The sequence below is a fragment of the Vibrio nomapromontoriensis genome (assembly GCF_050337205.1).
In the GTDB taxonomy this organism is placed as follows: Bacteria; Pseudomonadota; Gammaproteobacteria; order Enterobacterales; family Vibrionaceae; genus Vibrio; species Vibrio nomapromontoriensis.
On record NZ_JAKJSS010000013.1, the window covers coordinates 1 to 16,117 of the forward strand.

Genomic DNA, 16,117 nt, shown 5'->3' on the forward strand with positions numbered 1-16,117 from the left:
ATGGTTCTATGGTTCTATGGTTCTATGGTTCTATGGTTCTATGGTTCTATGGTTCTATGGTTCTATGGTTCTATGGTTCTATGGTTCTATGGTTAATAATAAGCCTATAGCTTTATAGGGCGAGTACTTAGAAGAAAAGTTACGCCCCATAGGGCCACAGGACCATAGGACCGCTCTAACCCTTCCACCATACAACCACCCTTTATTTACCGCTTTTTAAGGATACCACCATGAACATTCTTATGGCCCTCTCCCAACTTGAAGTCACGGGAGCGGAGGTCTACGCCACGACGGTTGGCAATGAATTAACCGCCCGAGGCCATAATGTGTTTTATGTGTCGGATACACTGACCAAGCCTCATGATGGTCCGTTTTTCTCACTGCGCTTTAATAAACGCAGTGTGCCGCGTCGATTTTGGCACGTGGGCTATCTGATTTACCTTATCAAGAAGCACAATATCCAATTGGTGCATGCCCATTCTCGCGCGTCGAGCTGGAGCTGTCATGTAGCGTGCAAGCTCACTGGTACGCCAATGGTGACGACGGTTCATGGCCGTCAACCAGTGCATGCGTCACGTAAGAAGTTTCATGCGATGGGCAATAAAGCGCTGCCGGTTTGCGAAGCGATTCGTGACCAATTAGCCAATGACCTTAATGTGCCTTTAGAGCAGATGGAAGTCAGCCGAAATGGCATTGAGACTGAGCGTTTTCAATGGTGCCCTTCCCCTGCGAATACTAAATCTTCGAAAGCTGAATCTGTGCAAGCTAAGCCGGTGATTACTATTGTTGGCCGGTTAACAGGGCCCAAAGGTGAGCTTTGTTATCGCCTATTAGATGAATGCTTGGACTTGGAACACTATCAGGTACAAGTGGTATCGGGCTCGACGTTTGAGCCTCGCTTTGAAACATTTAAAGATCGCGTCACCTTTACTGGCTATACCCATGATGTGCCGAAAATGCTCAGTGAAGCGGATTTGGTTATTGGCGCGGGCCGTGTGGCGATGGAATCTTTGCTGTGTGGTCGCCCTACTCTTGCCGTGGGTGAAGCGCAGTGCATCGGTATTGTCGATTCCACTAACGTCTCCCAAGCGATGGCGAGCAATTTTGGCGATATTGGTCCAAACGATTTGGATATTGATTTTGCGGCGATTCCAAGCATGATCGAGCAAGGGTTGTCGACGCCACATTGCGATGAAGCCACCAGCCAAATCATTCGCGAACATTACACGCTCACTAAGGTCGTCGATCAAGTTGAGCGGATTTATCAAGATGTGTATGTCGATACGCTGCGCCGTGAGATGCCGGTGATCATGTATCACCGCTTTATTAGCGATGACAGTGGCAAAGGTGTACATGGCACTTACCTACACATCGATATGTTTGAAAAGCACTTAAAACTGCTCAAGCGCATGGGCTTTGACAGCCTAACCTTTGAAGACTTGCAAGATGGCCGCCTTATCCGCCGCTTAGAAGCGGGCAAGCGCTACATCATGATTACGGTGGATGATGGCTACGCCGATAACCTTGAGCTAATGCTGCCAATGCTGGAAAAATACGGCTTTAAAGCGGTGGTTTATGTGGTCACAGGGGAAACCTTTAACCGATGGGATGTTGAAAACCCAAACAACCCTGAAAAATCGGTGCCACTGATGAATGCTCAGCAAGTAAAGCAGCTTGCGGTCTCGCCACATATTGAAATTGGTGGCCATACCCTAACGCACCCTAAATTAGATACGCTCAGCGATGACGCGCAGCGCGTCGAAATTCTAGAGAACAAACAAACGCTCGAAGCCTTGCTAGGCAAGCCGCTTACCTCATTTGCTTACCCGTTTGGTGAGCACAATCAAGCTTCGAAAACTATTGCGAAAGAAGTCGGCTATCAATACGCTGTCGCAACCAATTCTGGGTCATTGCGTTTTCATGAAGACCCGTATCAGATTCGCCGTATTGCGATTTTTCCAAGAACCGATGTGTTAGGGTTGTGGCGTAAGGTGCGTGGCAATTATTTATTTAGAAAGGTGAAATAGTAATGAGGGCTCTCATTTCTCGATTGCAGTTACTGCGCGATCAAGTAAGACGAAAATTAGGCATTATCTTATTCGATAGATATAAGCCTTCACTACCTCTCGATACAGAGAAATTGCAGCATATAGTCTTTTTGCGCACTGACGCCAAACTTGGCGATGCTTTTGTCTCCTCTTTTGTTTTTCACGACATAAAAGCGCACTACCCCAAGGTAAAATTGACAGTGGTCACTGCACCAAATATGCGTGATTTATTCTTGAATCACCTTGGTGCAGATTCAGTCATTGAGCTAAAAAAGAGACCGAGCTACAAAGACATCACCAAGGCATGTATTGAGATTGGAGAGTGTGATTTATTGGTCTCACTTAACCTTAACCTGAAAATGAAAGACCTGTTCTTTCTTAAACAATGCAGAGCAACGCATATCGCGGGGTTAGACGACTCTCTCGATATCGTCGACATCAAGCTAGGAGCTGAAACACAAAACCTGCATTTTGCTGACCGCTTTGGGGCGCTACTGAAAAAAATTGGAGTTCCAGCCCACTCTACGCACTATGTCATTCCACAAACCGAAGGCTCTAAGCTCTGCGCTCAGACATTTATTAATGATCATTCCCTGCAAAACTTTTGCGTTATCAATGCCTACGGTAGCGGCCGTTCACGTAAGCTTAATCCGCACTCTGTGGAAAAACTGATCACATTCGTCAAACAGAATAGTCCTGAACTATCCGTTATATTGATTTCAGCACCAGACACATTTGAACAAACTGAGCAAATGATTAAAGAGCACCAATTAGACGCGATTCACTATAATGTCAGTAACACGATATTTGATGTGGCAAGCCTCATTGCGGCAGCTGAGTTTGTGATCACGGTTGATACTGCGATTGTGCATATGGCATCTGGGTTACGCATTCCACAGCTTGCACTTTATAACCCAGACCCTGCCAACTTTAAGCAGTGGCACCCTAACTCAGATTTAGCGGTTACCAGCATGGCAACGCATTGCGCTGTGCCCGATATTAATGACCTAGACTGGCTAGACGTAGAACAAAAGTTGGCGCAGCTCATTCTTAATAATAAAGATATTTAACTATGAAAATTCTCGTAATAGGCCCCTCTTGGGTCGGTGACATGGTCATGTCACAAAGCCTTTACACAGAGCTAAAGCGCCGTAACCCAGCAGCAACCATCGATGTCTTAGCGCCAGCATGGTGCAAGCCTATTTTACAACGTATGCCGGAAGTGGCTAACGCCATTGAAATGCCGATTGGCCACGGCGCCTTTAACTTAATGGGCCGTTGGAAGATTGGGCGTCGCCTAAAAAAAGAAGGTTATACCCACGCTTACGTGCTGCCAAACTCGGCCAAATCTGCGCTGATCCCTTTATTTGCAAGCATTCCTAAACGTATCGGCTGGAAAGGTGAAATGCGTTATGGCCTATTAAATGACTTACGTCCCGACAAACGTATTTTCCAATATTACGTAGAGCGTTTTGTTGCGCTTGCCTCAAAACGCGACAAAATGCTGGATGAGGTATCTCTGGAGACTTGCCCTCGTCCTCAGCTTTCGATTGATAAGGCCATTCAGCAACAAGCTCTGGAAAAATTTCAACTCACCGTCCAGACAGCAAATCAGCTTACAGCAGGGCGAACGGCCATCGGCATGTGCCCTGGGGCAGAGTTTGGTCCGGCAAAGCGCTGGCCAGATCAGTACTACGCCGAAGTAGCGCAGCACATTATCAATAATGGTCAGCAGGTCTGGCTATTTGGCTCGGAAAAAGACCGAGAAGTCACGGAAAAAATCAAACAAAGCCTAACCGTAGAAGCCCAAGCGCATTGTTTTAACCTTGCTGGTAATACCTCATTGACCGAAGCAGTAGACTTACTGGCAGCGTGTGATACCGTCATCAGCAACGACTCTGGCTTAATGCATGTATCGGCAGCCGTGGGGTGCAAAATTATTGCGGTCTATGGCTCAAGCTCTCCCGATTATACGCCACCACTTAGCGATGACGTGTCCATCATTCATACTGATATTGAATGTCGTCCTTGCTTTAAACGGGAATGTCCTTTAGGACACTTAAATTGCTTGAAACAGCTGCCCCCTCAACGAATCATTGACGCTTTGAAATCAACATCCTGCAAAGTAATGACTTGAATAGAAAGATGGGAACTTTTTCGGTAAGTGACCATCCAAAACCTTAATACACGACATGAGAATTCATGCGAATGATCCCCAAAAAGAGCAAGATATGCCCCCATCTATCGAAGTTGTAATTGCAACGTACAACAATGTGACAGATACCCAGCTAGTACTGGAAGGTTACGTGCAACAAACTTCAAAGGACTTCTCGGTTTGTATCGCGGATGATGGTTCAGGCCCTGAGATTGCTCAACTCGTCAATAGCTACCAACAAAAAGGGATGAAAGTTCGACATATTTGGCATGAAGACCTTGGGTTTCGCCGCGCAATGATTCTTAATAAAGCGATTAAAACCTCACATGCCGATTATCTCATTTTTACGGATAATGACTGCATTCCATCTCGCTACTTTATTGAAGACTATCAACAAAGATTAAGCTTAAATACGTTAATTTTTGGTCGTCGTGTAGACTTATTTGAACACGTCAGCCAAAAGTTCAGACAAAAAAAATTACCACTTAAAAAGCTCGACAGCCCACTATGGCTACTCAAAAAGGCGATCCAAAAGCAGCTTAAACGGGTAGAAGTGGGGATTCGCTTCCCTGTATGGGAGCTCAACCGTATTAACAAACGACAACGTTCCGCCCTTGGGGCCAATATGGGTATACCGAAACGAGCACTCCTTGCCATCAACGGCTTTGATAATGATTTTGTTGGTTATGGCATGGAAGAAAGTGATGTCGAGCGACGCTTGAAATTACAGGGCTACCAAGCACATTCTATTATTGGTCGTTGCAGCCTATTTCACCTCTATCATCAAGAAAAAACCCCCAGTGAGGCAGCGCTTGATATGTATAATGCAAAAAAAGATTCAGCCAATATCGTGTGCAAAAATGGCATTAACCAACAAGATGAAAGGTTATCAGTATGACATCTCCGACTATTTCCATTGTGTGCCCGTGCTATAACGAAGAACAAGTCGTCGGGCTATTTATGGAGCGAATCAGTAAGGTCCTTGCTGATTCCCAATATAGCTACGAAGTTATCTTTATCAACGACGGCAGCAAAGACAATACATTAACGACCATAAGACAGCTGCAGCAACAATACTCGGCAATTCGCATCATCAATTTGTCCCGCAACTTTGGTAAAGAAGCGGCGCTCACTGCTGGCATTGATAGTGCGCGTGCTGAAGTACTGATCCCTATTGATGCAGATCTGCAAGATCCACCAGAGCTCATTCATGATTTTCTTCGTAAGTGGGAAGAGGGCTATGATGTTGTGGTTGCAAAGCGAGTCGATCGCAGTACTGATTCTTGGGCAAAAAAGTTCTCAGCTGAGCTGTTCTACAAGTTCCATAACGCGGTTGCTCAAGTCGAAATTCCTGAAAACGTCGGCGACTTTCGTTTAATCAACCGCCGTGTGGTCAATGCTATTCAGCTACTTCCAGAAAACCAGCGCTTTATGAAAGGCATTTTCTCATGGGTAGGCTTTAAAACTGCCGTGGTTGAATATAAACGAGAAGCAAGAGAAGCAGGCGAAACCAGCTTCAATGGCTGGAAATTGTGGAACTTCGCACTCGATGGCATCACGAGCTTTAGCACTGCACCACTACGTATTTGGCTATATGTGGGTGGGTTTATCTCCGCCCTGTCTTTTATTTATGGTAGCGCAACCATAATCAAAACCCTGATCTATGGTATTGATTCTCCTGGTTATGCATCTTTGATTACGGTTATGCTGTTTTTAGGTGGCGTACAGCTGATTGGTATTGGCGTAATGGGCGAATACATTGGCCGTCTTTATATGGAATCAAAGCGCCGACCCACTTATATTATTGAAGAAGACAGTCTTGCTGAGCAGCAACCTAGCCAGGACGACAAGTAATGCATTCATTCTTGGATAGACTGCTAAAATTTCGCCTTGTCCGCTTTGCTCTCACCGGAGGGATGGCAACAGCAATTCATGTCGCCGTTGCTTTTAGCTTTCTACACTTGGTGCAAGACAACGTGCTGCTTGCCAATATCGTAGGCTTCTCTTTGGCCTTTATTTTCTCTTATTTCGCCCAGACGCTAATTGTGTTCAAGAACAAGGTGAATTGGGGCAATGCTCTGCGATTTTTCATGGTGCAGTTTGGTGCCTTGTTAGTTTCTCAAGGGATCAGTGAGCTGTTTTCTGATCTCAATAGCTATGTTCGTGTCGTAATGGTCGTGGTGATCCTACCTATTGTGACTTATGTCATTCATAAGGTTTGGACATTTTCAGACAAAACAACCGCCTAGCTGAATTCGTCGTCCGGTATTATTTTATCAAGAGAACATCACTATGCTGCGCTTAATCTACAGTCTACTCCTTGCTCTCGTCGCTCCAGTGTTCCTCTATGGCTTATTTAAAAATAAACCAGGAAAACCTGCGGTGGGAGCACGCTGGAAAGAGCATTTTGGTTATACGCCAGCTATAGACAATACAGCAGCAAGTAACAATAATAAGTCTGTCGTATGGTTTCACGCGGTTTCTGTCGGTGAAGTGATTGCCGTCACCCCGTTAATTAAGCGCTATCTCACTCAGCATCCAGACAAGCAAGTGCTACTGACCACCACCACACCAACTGGTGCAGAGCAAGCTGAAAAGCTTGCTCCTGAGGTTATCCACCGCTACATGCCGCTCGATTTCTCCTTTGCTGTTCGGGGGTTTCTTGCAGCCATTAAACCTACTCAATTAATTATTGTTGAAACCGAACTTTGGCCTAATACGCTGCATGAAGTGGCTAATGCTGGTATACCTATTTCTGTAATCAATGCACGCCTTTCCGAGCGCTCATGCCTGCGTTATCAAAAAGTACTACCGATATTTCGTTGGCTATCATCTAAGCTTGACCATGTACTATGTCAACATGCAGACGATGCTTCTCGTTTTTTAAGATTGGGAATAAATTCAGAAAAAGTGCAAGTTACAGGGTCGATCAAATTCGACATTTCAATTGATGCCGATGTTCACTCCAAAGGGAAAACCTTACGAGAAAACCTAGGTAGCAATAGAGCGGTGTGGATAGCAGCTAGCACGCACCAAGGCGAAGATGAGCAAGTACTTGCGGCTCATAAACTTTTGCTAGAATCCCATCCCAATGCTTTGTTAATTTTAGTCCCTAGACACCCTGAACGCTTTAATCTGGTTGCTGAAATATGTCAAACGCAGGGGTTTGCTTTGGTACGTCGCACTGAAGCAAAGACGGGGATCAACTCAGAATGCTCAGTGTATCTGGCGGATACTATGGGTGAGATGATGACGCTACTTGCTGCCAGCGATGTCTGCTTTATGGGTGGCAGCTTAGTCGGGAAAAAAGTCGGTGGGCATAATTTATTAGAACCTGCAGCTGTCGGGCTCCCATCCATAACAGGCCCGAGCTATTACAATTTCAGTGACATCACCGCACAACTTGTGACTCAAAACGGCTGCGCTATTGTTTCCAACGTAGAAGAGTTGGCAACCATACTTGCAGAGTGGCTTGGCCAACCTGAGTTGCTTAAAGACATGGGGGTCAGTGCGCAGCAGGTTGTTGATGATAACAAAGGGGCACTCGTTCGCACCCTCGACGCAATTTAAAGATTCTCGGACTTAAGAGCTCGGCCCTTAACGGGAGTCGCCTCATGTTCTACTTCGAAAGCGGAGCTGAATGACTATTCTGGTAAGGTATCTAAGCCAAACGGGGTGTAAGCGATTTTTTCTTCTCTCACTCTGGCAAATAAAACATCATTTACCGGTAACCTTGGTAGCTCTTTGTGATAAATATGAACCTGTGTGGCTTTGTAAAAGCAGTTATGGATCTCGACGCCTAACAATTGCAGTCGAAAATCAATATCACTGTCTTCCCCCGTACCCGCCGCTTCATAGCGCATATCAAAGCCGTTAATGCGCAATAAATCGGCCTTATGTAAAGACAGATTGCAGCCGACAAGCCCTTTCTTTTTGTTTTGGAACTTTTGTCTTAGCCAGTCATTTTTTAAGCGATAACCCTTTTCAGCATTCTTCCCTTGGCTGCATAAACCATCGATCAGCATTTTACCAAAGTGATTCGAGACAAAATGCTCAGGAGAAGGTGACGCGACCAGCAATTCGCTGCAACGAGGGGAAAGATCCGCTCGCCTGCCATTCACTACTCGGTTTAGCTTTGCTTCACTCAAATGATCTTCAACAAAATGAGATTGAGGTACGCAGTCTCCGTCAATAAAAATCAGATACTCACTACGGCTGGCTTTTACACAAAGGTTCAGGCAACGGTTTTTTCTAAAGCCTGCGTCTTCATGCCAGATGTGTTGTATGGACAATGGCGAGTTGTCGATTTTTATTTTGAGCTGCTCAACCACTTCCGGTCGAGAACCATCATCGGCGATAACCACCTCAAAATCGGATTCAGTTTGATTCTGTAATGCTTTTAAAACAACCGAAAGCACATCCAAATTATTATAGAATGCCACGATCACCGAGGCTTTATAACTCATCTTATTTTTATGCATCACCACTTCCTAGCCCATCCGTATTACGGATACACAACGTATTCTCTGTATCATGAAAACGCACAGCAAGGCAACACATGAAAGCCGCCATCAGGGTTTGGTAATTGAGTTCGTTGCTATAAAATATTCCCATCACTAAATACGCTAAAACAACCAAGATTGCTGAATGTAACCAATGACTAGCCGGCGTAATTCTATATCTTCCCCATAACCGCTTTAGCACCATTATCACACCAACCCCAAGAAGCAAAGTGTAAACGACACCTATTTGGTTCACGACGTTTAGCGCTGCGTTGTGGTGGTCATTTATTGACGCCGCTCCTCCCGTCACTTGAATGAGGGTATCCAGTTGGTTTGATTGTTCCATGTAGCTGCCAAATATTGGTCCTAAGTTCCCAAAACCACTTCCCCACAACAACCCTTGAACATCGTTAGTAAGGTTATGCATAAAAAAGTCTACAGCATAGAACCACATATTAAGACGAGCCAAATTAGAGTAATTCTGCGTCACATCAAATATCGATATAAATCTCAACCAAGCAAATTCAATCACACTTGGTGTGGCAATAAAAACAACCGCAGTACCCAATATAGAGAGCACGGCAAAATGCAGAAGATAACGACGATTTAAAATTAAAAAGTAGACCAAAAATGAAACTACTATTGCTAAAAATGGGCCACGCATTCCTGAGATCAGCAACGCGAGCAGCACTAAACTAAAACACAGAATAATCGCGGATCTCTGCTTTCGGGATTGTGGCATAGACAATAAAGGCAATAAAAAAACTAACACGTAGCAGACGTACTCTCCCCAGCGTCCTAGATCCCAAAAGCTCGCAATACGATCCGTAGGCTCAGTGGAAGTTAGAGTCTCTGCCCACATAGATAAGGAATATAACGATGCGATTACGGCACCTAGCAACAAGGAGAAAAAGGCAAAACGTCTGTTTTTTTCATCATGCAGTAAGTGAAGACAAATGGGTAACACTAATAACAAGCTACCTTTGTTCATAAAGTCTTTCATGCTACCTAAACCACCAGAGGAAAGTAAAGAAAGCAACGAACCACTAGCAAATAGCAACAGTAGCCATTGAGAGAGTCGACTCATTGAATGAAAACGCAATTCAGCTCGATATTTAACACTAAAACCAATAAATACAAGCAGCAGCAAAATAGTAAAAATGCTTAGCCCCGCTTTTGAAACCCCAAGGGATAACGCAAGCCCGCCCAATAGCCAACTAAAAATCGAGTGACTAAATACTTCTTTTTGCATATTGGACAAAATACGGCTCTCTGTTAGCGAAATAGTTAAGAATGACAGGAAAAAACGTTACCTATGATATCAAAGCAAACTAACAACATCTAGATGTTGTTATCGTATTGCCTCCAACTCATAAAGGTCTAAACCTTAGTATTCATATTAATAATATCGGAGAAATTTTCCACTCTATACCGTATGTTAAAGCGTACTACTTCTTTCTCAAAAGAGCGCTTTAAGCGTGCATAGTTTAACTCCTTCCAGTCATCCCCAGACTCTAAACAGCACTTATCAAAATCAATAATCCAAACCTTATCTTGATCATCAATCAAGATATTGTGAATGTTCAAATCAGTATGATTCACTTGTGCGTCGTGCATTTTACGAATTTCCGCACCAATCTTTTGGTACGTTTCTTTCGGTAACGGCCTGTCTTGTAAGATGGCGACAAGATCACGGGCATTGGCAATTTTTTTACTCAATAAATCAGCCCGATAGTAAGGCCCTACCTTGACCGCTCTCGCTGCCATTGGTTTTGGCACGTTGACGCCTGCTTCTATTAAGGTATTGAGCAACTGAAACTCTTGGAAACTGCGGGTCTTCTCCCAGCCCGTAAACCAATACTGATCTTTCACCAGCTTTCCAAACAGTCCGCCACGGCGATAGTGCCTAAGCGCCGCTTCACCAGTTTGGGTTTGCACAAACCATGTGGTTCCGCGCCCCTGCGCACTACCAATCACCTTATTCTGTGATTGCCAGAATTCAGGTGAAAATACTTGCTCTACGGGTTCTTGCAATAAAGCCTCATCAAACCAATAGGTGATGTTGTTACTGTTCACTGTTTTCACGCTTAAGTCCTACCCCTAGGAACTAGGACCAAGGACCCAGCACCATCTTTTCTATTTTTCCACTGTTTCTGATTTTACATTCAAACCGCCCCCCTGCATAATCTTTACATCTGTTTCTGGCGTTGTGTATTTATGGCACTTTTCGATTCTGCTCCTCACTCTGTATGTATTTTAAGGCTTTCTGCTATTGGTGATGTCTGTAACACCATCGCTGCCGTACAAGCGATTCAACACCATTGGCCTGAGACTAAAATCACTTGGGTAACGGGTAAACTTGAAGAGCAATTGCTAAAAAGTATCGACGGCATCGAGGTCGTGGTTTTCGATAAGAAAGCAGGCGGGCAAGGCTACCGAACGCTTTGGAAACAACTCAGACACCATAACTTTGACGCACTGTTACACATGCAGTATGCCTTTCGTGCGAGTATTGCGACTCTGGGAATCAAAGCTAAGTATAAACTGGGCTTTGATGGCGAACGTGCGCAAGATTTTCAGGGGCTGTTTACCAATGTTAAAGTGCCTTCGCCTGCTAAAATGCATGTCCTTGATGGCTTGATGGCGTTTACCCAAACGTTAGGTGTGCCAGCGACTCAAGCTAAGTGGGCACTAGACTACGCGAGCCACGATAGAGCTTGGGCAAAGCTGCAGCTTGCCAGTGAGCGAAATTTGCTTATCGTCCCTGCGGCGAGTAAAGGCTATAAAAACTGGACCGTTGATGGCTATGTGGCGGTGATTGAACACGCGGCCAAACTTGGTTGGACCGTGACGCTTGCTGGTAGTCCCGCGAGCATTGAGGTAGAGCTTGGCAAAGCGATTGAATCTACGTTATCCACACCAGTAAAGAATTTAATTGGCCAAAGCAGCTTAATGCAGATGCTGGCACTCATTGATAATGCCGACTTACTGATCGCCCCGGATACTGGCCCTACCCATATGGCGAATGCCATGGGCACACCGGTAATTGGTCTTTATGCGCACCATAACCCAGCGCGAACGGGTCCTTATAACTATCAAGATTATGTGGTTTCTGCTTATGAAGAGGCGATTCAAGCTGAAACTAGCAAAGCGAGCCACGAGCTTAATTGGCGAGCTCGAGTCAAAGACAAACAAGCCATGCAGCGCATTGACGCCCAAGCAGTGATTGCTATGTTTGATAAGGTCATCAAATTAGAGAATCTCGGCGCATAAAGATACTTGGAGCACTCTCCTAGATCAACGTAGCGCCCTACAAGGTATATATTGTGACAAAACCGACACTGGCTGTTGCCCTTATTGTAAAAAATGAATCCAAGCATTTACGTGCTTGTCTTGAAACCGTTCAAGGCTGGGTGGATGAAATCGTTATTTTAGACTCAGGCAGCACAGATAATACCGAAGCCATCGCCCATGATTTTGGCGCTAAATTTCATGTTAACCATGAATGGCCAGGATTTGGTCCACAAAGACGACTAGCACAAAGCCATGTCGAGTCTGACTTTGTTTTCTGGCTGGATGCGGATGAGCGTGTCACACCAGAGCTTAAGCAAAGTATTTTGCAAGCGGTTGAGAAAAATCAGCCCTCGACGATTTATCAGTTTGCTCGCTTAAGCTGGGTGTTTGGCCGCTTCATTAAGCATTGTGGTTGGTATCCCGATAAGGTTCTTAGACTCTATCCTACGAATCTCACCCAATACGATGATTCACTGGTGCATGAAAAAGTGCAAACTAATAAATCGATGAAAGTAGAGACGCTAGCGGGCGATCTGATTCATTATACCTATGATGATGTGCATCATTACTTGGTGAAGTCTGCAGGGTACGCGAAAGCTTGGGCAGAGCAACGTGAAAAACGCGGCAAACGCTCCAGTATTTCTCAAGGCATCATTCATGCTATAGCTTGCTTCGTGAAAATGTACATCGTTAAAGCGGGCTTCTTAGATGGTAAGCAGGGCTTTTTGTTGTCGCTACTATCCGCTCACTCGACGTTTGTTAAATATGCTGATCTTTGGGTTCGCACCAGCACTCAACCTGCACAGGTGTCTCAAAAAGACCATTCACCTGAATAACGTTCTCTGGAATAAAACTCTCTGAATAAAAAGTAGTCGTTAATTTTTATGATGTATCAAAAACACTTTAGACAGCTCACCAAACTGGTTTGGTTTCAGGTGCTGTTTGTCACCCTAATTATGTGCGTAGGTCGAGCAGTGATGTTCGCTTACTTTGTCGACCCCGATCAACTGACTGATAAATCTGCTGATATTTGGCGGATGGTGATAACTGGACTTCGCTACGATCTTCGCGTTAGCGCGATCGGCTTTGCTCCCTTATATCTGATTGGTTTGTTCTTAGCTGCCCACAGCACTATTTGGCGTGCGTTCCGACCTATCGCGATAACCTATAGCGCGGTTATTGTATTTATTATCACCGCCATCACTGTCGGCAACTATTACTACTACCAAACGTACCATAACCACTACGACTTATTTGCCTTTGGCTTGTTCGAAGATGACACCGAAGCCGTTGTGATGAATATGTGGCAAGATTACCCCATTATTCAAAGCACCCTGCTTACCCTAGTGGTAGCGGTACTTGGCGCTTGGCTGAGTCACCGACTCACTGCCACATCAAAACACGTTACACGCTGGTTTACCCCTGTCGTCATGGCTTACGGGATCATTTCAATCGCTGTATTCTTTGTGGCCGCTCGCGGCTCTATCGGCACTTTTCCCCTGCGCCAAGCCAATGCACAAGTGTCTGAACTTGTAGTATTGAATAAGCTGACTCCGAATGGCTTTATGGCGATAGATTGGGCGATAAAAGCACGTAAAGCGGATACCAAATTTGTCGATGTGTCATTGCAAGAAGGCGAAGCGTTGCTCTCAAAAGTGGTTGGGAGTGATGAACTCTTTATTCACACCGCAGATAACCCATACCTAGAACAAAACCAGCCAAATGTGGTTCTAGCAGTGATGGAGAGTTTGGGTTCCAATATGTTGGCTTTTGACGATGCAAAAACCAACGATATGCTAGGCAGCCTACGCCAACACTTCAAACAAGATTTCTTGTTTACCCGCTTCTTATCTGCCGATAACGGCACCGCGCCATCGATGGCGCAAATCATGTTTAGTAGCCCGGTTCAGTCTATTAGTCAGTCGTCAGCGCAAAACTTAACGCTATCTGGTAGCGCCTTCCAGCCTTACAAACAAGCGGGTTACAAGACCATTTTTGTCTCGCCTGGCAATATGGCATGGCGCGATTATATGAGCTATCTGCCAAAACAAGGCGTGGATAGAGTGGTCGACCAAAATACGCTACTGGCACAATACCCAGAAGCAGAAGAATACATGACCGATTGGGGGTTACCGGATGACGTGGCCTTTAACTATGTAGAAAAGCTGCTCAATGAAGAGGCGCAGCCGCTGTTTATTATTTTGCTGTCTGTAACCAATCACCCGCCGTACGTTACGCCAGACTATTATTCGCCTTATCCTACTCATGTTTCAGATGACTACCGTACTCGCGCCGGGCAAGGACAGATTGCGCCGGAAGGTATTCAAACGACATTTCAATACTCCGCCGATAGTTTGGGGCAGTTCATTAGCCACGTAAAACAGTCTCCGAAAAGACCAACGGTCATCGCTGCGACTGGCGATCACCAGATGCGACGTATCGCTGCGACCATGCCACAAGAGATTTTGCTCGACAAAGGGGTGCCGTTCTATTTGTATATCCCAGAAGCGATACAAGCGCATTTAGACATTACTTTTGATGCAAACCGTATTGGCTCACACAAGGACATCATGCCATCGCTCTACCATGCTAGCCTGTCTAATGCGCGTTATTTAAATGTGGGCGGACGTAATATCGTCGCCGAGCAAGATGATCCAACGCTGGCATTTGGTGCCAATACCAAGGTATGGCTGTCCGAAAAAGGGGTGATATCGCTAGAGAAGCCGCGTAGCTTTTATCCGTGGCCAGAATCAGGGCTCTACCTTGACCCAAATGCAAAGCAACCGGTACCAGAGGACGTAGACAGAAAGGTCGATGATTACGTGAAAATGTTGCAATGGCAACTTAACTATCGCGTGATGGAGGCAAAGCAAGCGCAATAGCATCACTCATCATACAAAATCAGCCCTCACTTGAGGGCTGATTTTTTTAATGCGCTTTCATTGAATGCGCTTTACCTGGACCGCTAGTTTGCGTAGTTAGCAATCCATTGATTAAGTGTCGGTAGTAGTGATTTCACGTCAATACGCGACATATCTTCTTGCGAAGACTTATCCTGAGCTTGCGGTGGACAAAACGCTAAGTGACGCCCTTCAGAGTTGATAGGCTTCCAACGTAATGGTGTTGCCGAACGTTTAGAAGGAAAGAAACCCACTGTTGGGACATCTAATGCAGCGGCAATATGCAAAGGACCTGTAGATCCGGCAATAAAGGCACTGGCGCAGGCAATGGAGCACGAAAAATCAATCAGCCCATCATTTTTATCGTACACCACGCTGGCAACGCTTCGTTGCTCTAAAGCGTGTTTAAGCTGCTTGGCTTTTTCTTCTTCGCCTGGTCCTGCGGTCAGCACGACTTCAACATCACTCGTCATACCGGCAACAAGATCGGCGTATTGTTCAATAGACAAGTTATTGGCCGACCCGCCGCTCCCCGCATGGACAAACAGCCACGGGCGCGCTTTATTCAGTTGATACTGCTGGGATAGTTTTTCCTTTTGCTTAGCCAGCGCATCTAGTGAAAATGAAAAATAAGGGGCTTTGGGCTCTATGACTGGCTGACCAATATCAACAAGGAATGCGCGAACAAGATCGAGGTTATATTCAAACTCAGGTTTAGCGCTTTGCGAACGTTTTTGTTTAATCCGTTTGTTATAGAAAATTTGAGCAAGTTTCGTCGCTGGCGCTAAGCGGTAAGGGATCTTCGCCTTCCACACCAATAAGGCATTATAAGTGGTAGAGAACAAGTTAATTGAGGCATCAAACTTGGCGTTTTTTAAGGTCGAGACTAAAGATTGCTGCGTTAACTTGTCGGCTTTTGGCCCGGTGTCCACAATCACTTCATCTATCCAAGGGCAAGCCTTAGCAAGCGCCACGGTATAACTCGGCACTAGAGCGGTGATTCGGCACTCGGGCAAGGACGCTTTTAGCATGGCAAAGCTTGGCCAAGCCAACATAAAATCACCGATTTTGTCATTTCGAACCACGAGTATATTTTTCATCAAGCATCTCTTTTTATTTTCTAGGCGACATTACACCAAACGGCACAACACCAACTGACTGTCGAATAATAGCAACTCGTGGCGCGCATGATAACTCTTATCCTTATCGTATTTATTA

The 16,117-nt window shown here is 45.3% G+C and carries 14 protein-coding genes; 10 read left to right on the plus strand and 4 right to left on the minus strand.

The genetic code is table 11. The features are described 5' to 3' along the window. Positions 1–230: 230 nt before the first annotated feature. From L4D05_RS16830 to waaA, 7 genes are all read left to right on the plus strand, one after another. Entirely contained in the window at positions 231–2,027 is a 1,797-nt protein-coding gene (locus L4D05_RS16830; protein ID WP_428794716.1) for a bifunctional glycosyltransferase family 4 protein/polysaccharide deacetylase, read from the plus strand. 2 nt (positions 2,028–2,029) lie between these two features. After that, on the plus strand, positions 2,030–3,118 hold the full coding sequence (locus L4D05_RS16835; RefSeq protein WP_428794717.1) for a glycosyltransferase family 9 protein: 1,089 nt from the start codon (positions 2,030–2,032) through the stop codon (positions 3,116–3,118). Between the two features lie 2 nt (positions 3,119–3,120). Further along, positions 3,121–4,185, plus strand: coding sequence for a lipopolysaccharide heptosyltransferase II (gene waaF / locus L4D05_RS16840; protein WP_428794718.1), 1,065 nt, complete (start codon positions 3,121–3,123; stop codon positions 4,183–4,185). Between the two features lie 94 nt (positions 4,186–4,279). Next, entirely contained in the window at positions 4,280–5,101 is an 822-nt protein-coding gene (locus L4D05_RS16845) for a glycosyltransferase (protein WP_428794719.1), read from the plus strand. Further along, the gene (locus tag L4D05_RS16850; protein WP_428794720.1) at positions 5,098–6,057 is read left to right on the plus strand and encodes a glycosyltransferase family 2 protein; all 960 of its coding nucleotides are present in this window, start codon (positions 5,098–5,100) and stop codon (positions 6,055–6,057) included. Before L4D05_RS16845 ends, L4D05_RS16850 begins: the two co-directional genes overlap by 4 nt. Beyond that, entirely contained in the window at positions 6,057–6,452 is a 396-nt protein-coding gene (locus L4D05_RS16855; protein WP_428794721.1) for a GtrA family protein, read from the plus strand. Before L4D05_RS16850 ends, L4D05_RS16855 begins: the two co-directional genes overlap by 1 nt. 43 nt (positions 6,453–6,495) lie before the next feature. After that, positions 6,496–7,773: a lipid IV(A) 3-deoxy-D-manno-octulosonic acid transferase gene (gene waaA / locus L4D05_RS16860; RefSeq protein ID WP_428794722.1), complete on the plus strand. Its 1,278-nt coding sequence runs from the start codon at positions 6,496–6,498 to the stop codon at positions 7,771–7,773. Between the two features lie 74 nt (positions 7,774–7,847). Here waaA and L4D05_RS16865 read toward each other — a convergent pair whose 3' ends face one another. From L4D05_RS16865 to L4D05_RS16875, 3 genes are all read right to left on the minus strand, one after another. Continuing rightward, a complete protein-coding gene (locus L4D05_RS16865) occupies positions 7,848–8,684 on the minus strand; it encodes a glycosyltransferase (RefSeq protein ID WP_428794723.1) in 837 nt (278 codons plus the stop codon). Beyond that, complete coding sequence (locus tag L4D05_RS16870; protein ID WP_428794724.1) at positions 8,677–9,966, minus strand: O-antigen ligase family protein; 1,290 nt, start codon at positions 9,964–9,966, stop codon at positions 8,677–8,679. Before L4D05_RS16870 ends, L4D05_RS16865 begins: the two co-directional genes overlap by 8 nt. Positions 9,967–10,085: 119 nt before the next feature. Next, the gene (locus L4D05_RS16875) at positions 10,086–10,790 is read right to left on the minus strand and encodes a 3-deoxy-D-manno-octulosonic acid kinase (protein WP_428794725.1); all 705 of its coding nucleotides are present in this window, start codon (positions 10,788–10,790) and stop codon (positions 10,086–10,088) included. 132 nt (positions 10,791–10,922) lie between these two features. Here L4D05_RS16875 and L4D05_RS16880 point away from each other — a divergent pair, with 132 nt between their 5' ends. From L4D05_RS16880 to L4D05_RS16890, 3 genes are read left to right on the plus strand one after another with little or no spacing between them, the layout of a single operon-like run. Then, entirely contained in the window at positions 10,923–11,978 is a 1,056-nt protein-coding gene (locus L4D05_RS16880) for a glycosyltransferase family 9 protein (RefSeq protein ID WP_428794726.1), read from the plus strand. Positions 11,979–12,031: 53 nt separating this feature from the next. Further along, positions 12,032–12,835 (plus strand): glycosyltransferase family 2 protein, encoded by an 804-nt coding sequence (locus L4D05_RS16885; protein ID WP_428794727.1) that lies wholly within the window; start codon positions 12,032–12,034, stop codon positions 12,833–12,835. 48 nt (positions 12,836–12,883) lie between these two features. Further along, the gene (locus L4D05_RS16890; protein WP_428794728.1) at positions 12,884–14,881 is read left to right on the plus strand and encodes an LTA synthase family protein; all 1,998 of its coding nucleotides are present in this window, start codon (positions 12,884–12,886) and stop codon (positions 14,879–14,881) included. An 83-nt stretch (positions 14,882–14,964) separates the two neighbouring features. On the opposite strand, the gene L4D05_RS16895 is transcribed toward L4D05_RS16890, so the two are convergent. Continuing rightward, positions 14,965–15,999: a glycosyltransferase family 9 protein gene (locus L4D05_RS16895; RefSeq protein ID WP_428794729.1), complete on the minus strand. Its 1,035-nt coding sequence runs from the start codon at positions 15,997–15,999 to the stop codon at positions 14,965–14,967. Positions 16,000–16,117: the final 118 nt, after the last annotated feature.

Coding starts and splice junctions, on each gene's coding strand:
- L4D05_RS16830 (WP_428794716.1), top strand. CDS start 231: ATGAACATTCTTATGGCCCTCTCCCAACTTGAAGTCACGGGAGCGGAG.
- L4D05_RS16835 (WP_428794717.1), top strand. CDS start 2,030: ATGAGGGCTCTCATTTCTCGATTGCAGTTACTGCGCGATCAAGTAAGA.
- waaF (WP_428794718.1), top strand. CDS start 3,121: ATGAAAATTCTCGTAATAGGCCCCTCTTGGGTCGGTGACATGGTCATG.
- L4D05_RS16845 (WP_428794719.1), top strand. CDS start 4,280: ATGCCCCCATCTATCGAAGTTGTAATTGCAACGTACAACAATGTGACA.
- L4D05_RS16850 (WP_428794720.1), top strand. CDS start 5,098: ATGACATCTCCGACTATTTCCATTGTGTGCCCGTGCTATAACGAAGAA.
- L4D05_RS16855 (WP_428794721.1), top strand. CDS start 6,057: ATGCATTCATTCTTGGATAGACTGCTAAAATTTCGCCTTGTCCGCTTT.
- waaA (WP_428794722.1), top strand. CDS start 6,496: ATGCTGCGCTTAATCTACAGTCTACTCCTTGCTCTCGTCGCTCCAGTG.
- L4D05_RS16865 (WP_428794723.1), bottom strand. CDS start 8,684: ATGCATAAAAATAAGATGAGTTATAAAGCCTCGGTGATCGTGGCATTC.
- L4D05_RS16880 (WP_428794726.1), top strand. CDS start 10,923: ATGGCACTTTTCGATTCTGCTCCTCACTCTGTATGTATTTTAAGGCTT.
- L4D05_RS16890 (WP_428794728.1), top strand. CDS start 12,884: ATGATGTATCAAAAACACTTTAGACAGCTCACCAAACTGGTTTGGTTT.
- L4D05_RS16895 (WP_428794729.1), bottom strand. CDS start 15,999: ATGAAAAATATACTCGTGGTTCGAAATGACAAAATCGGTGATTTTATG.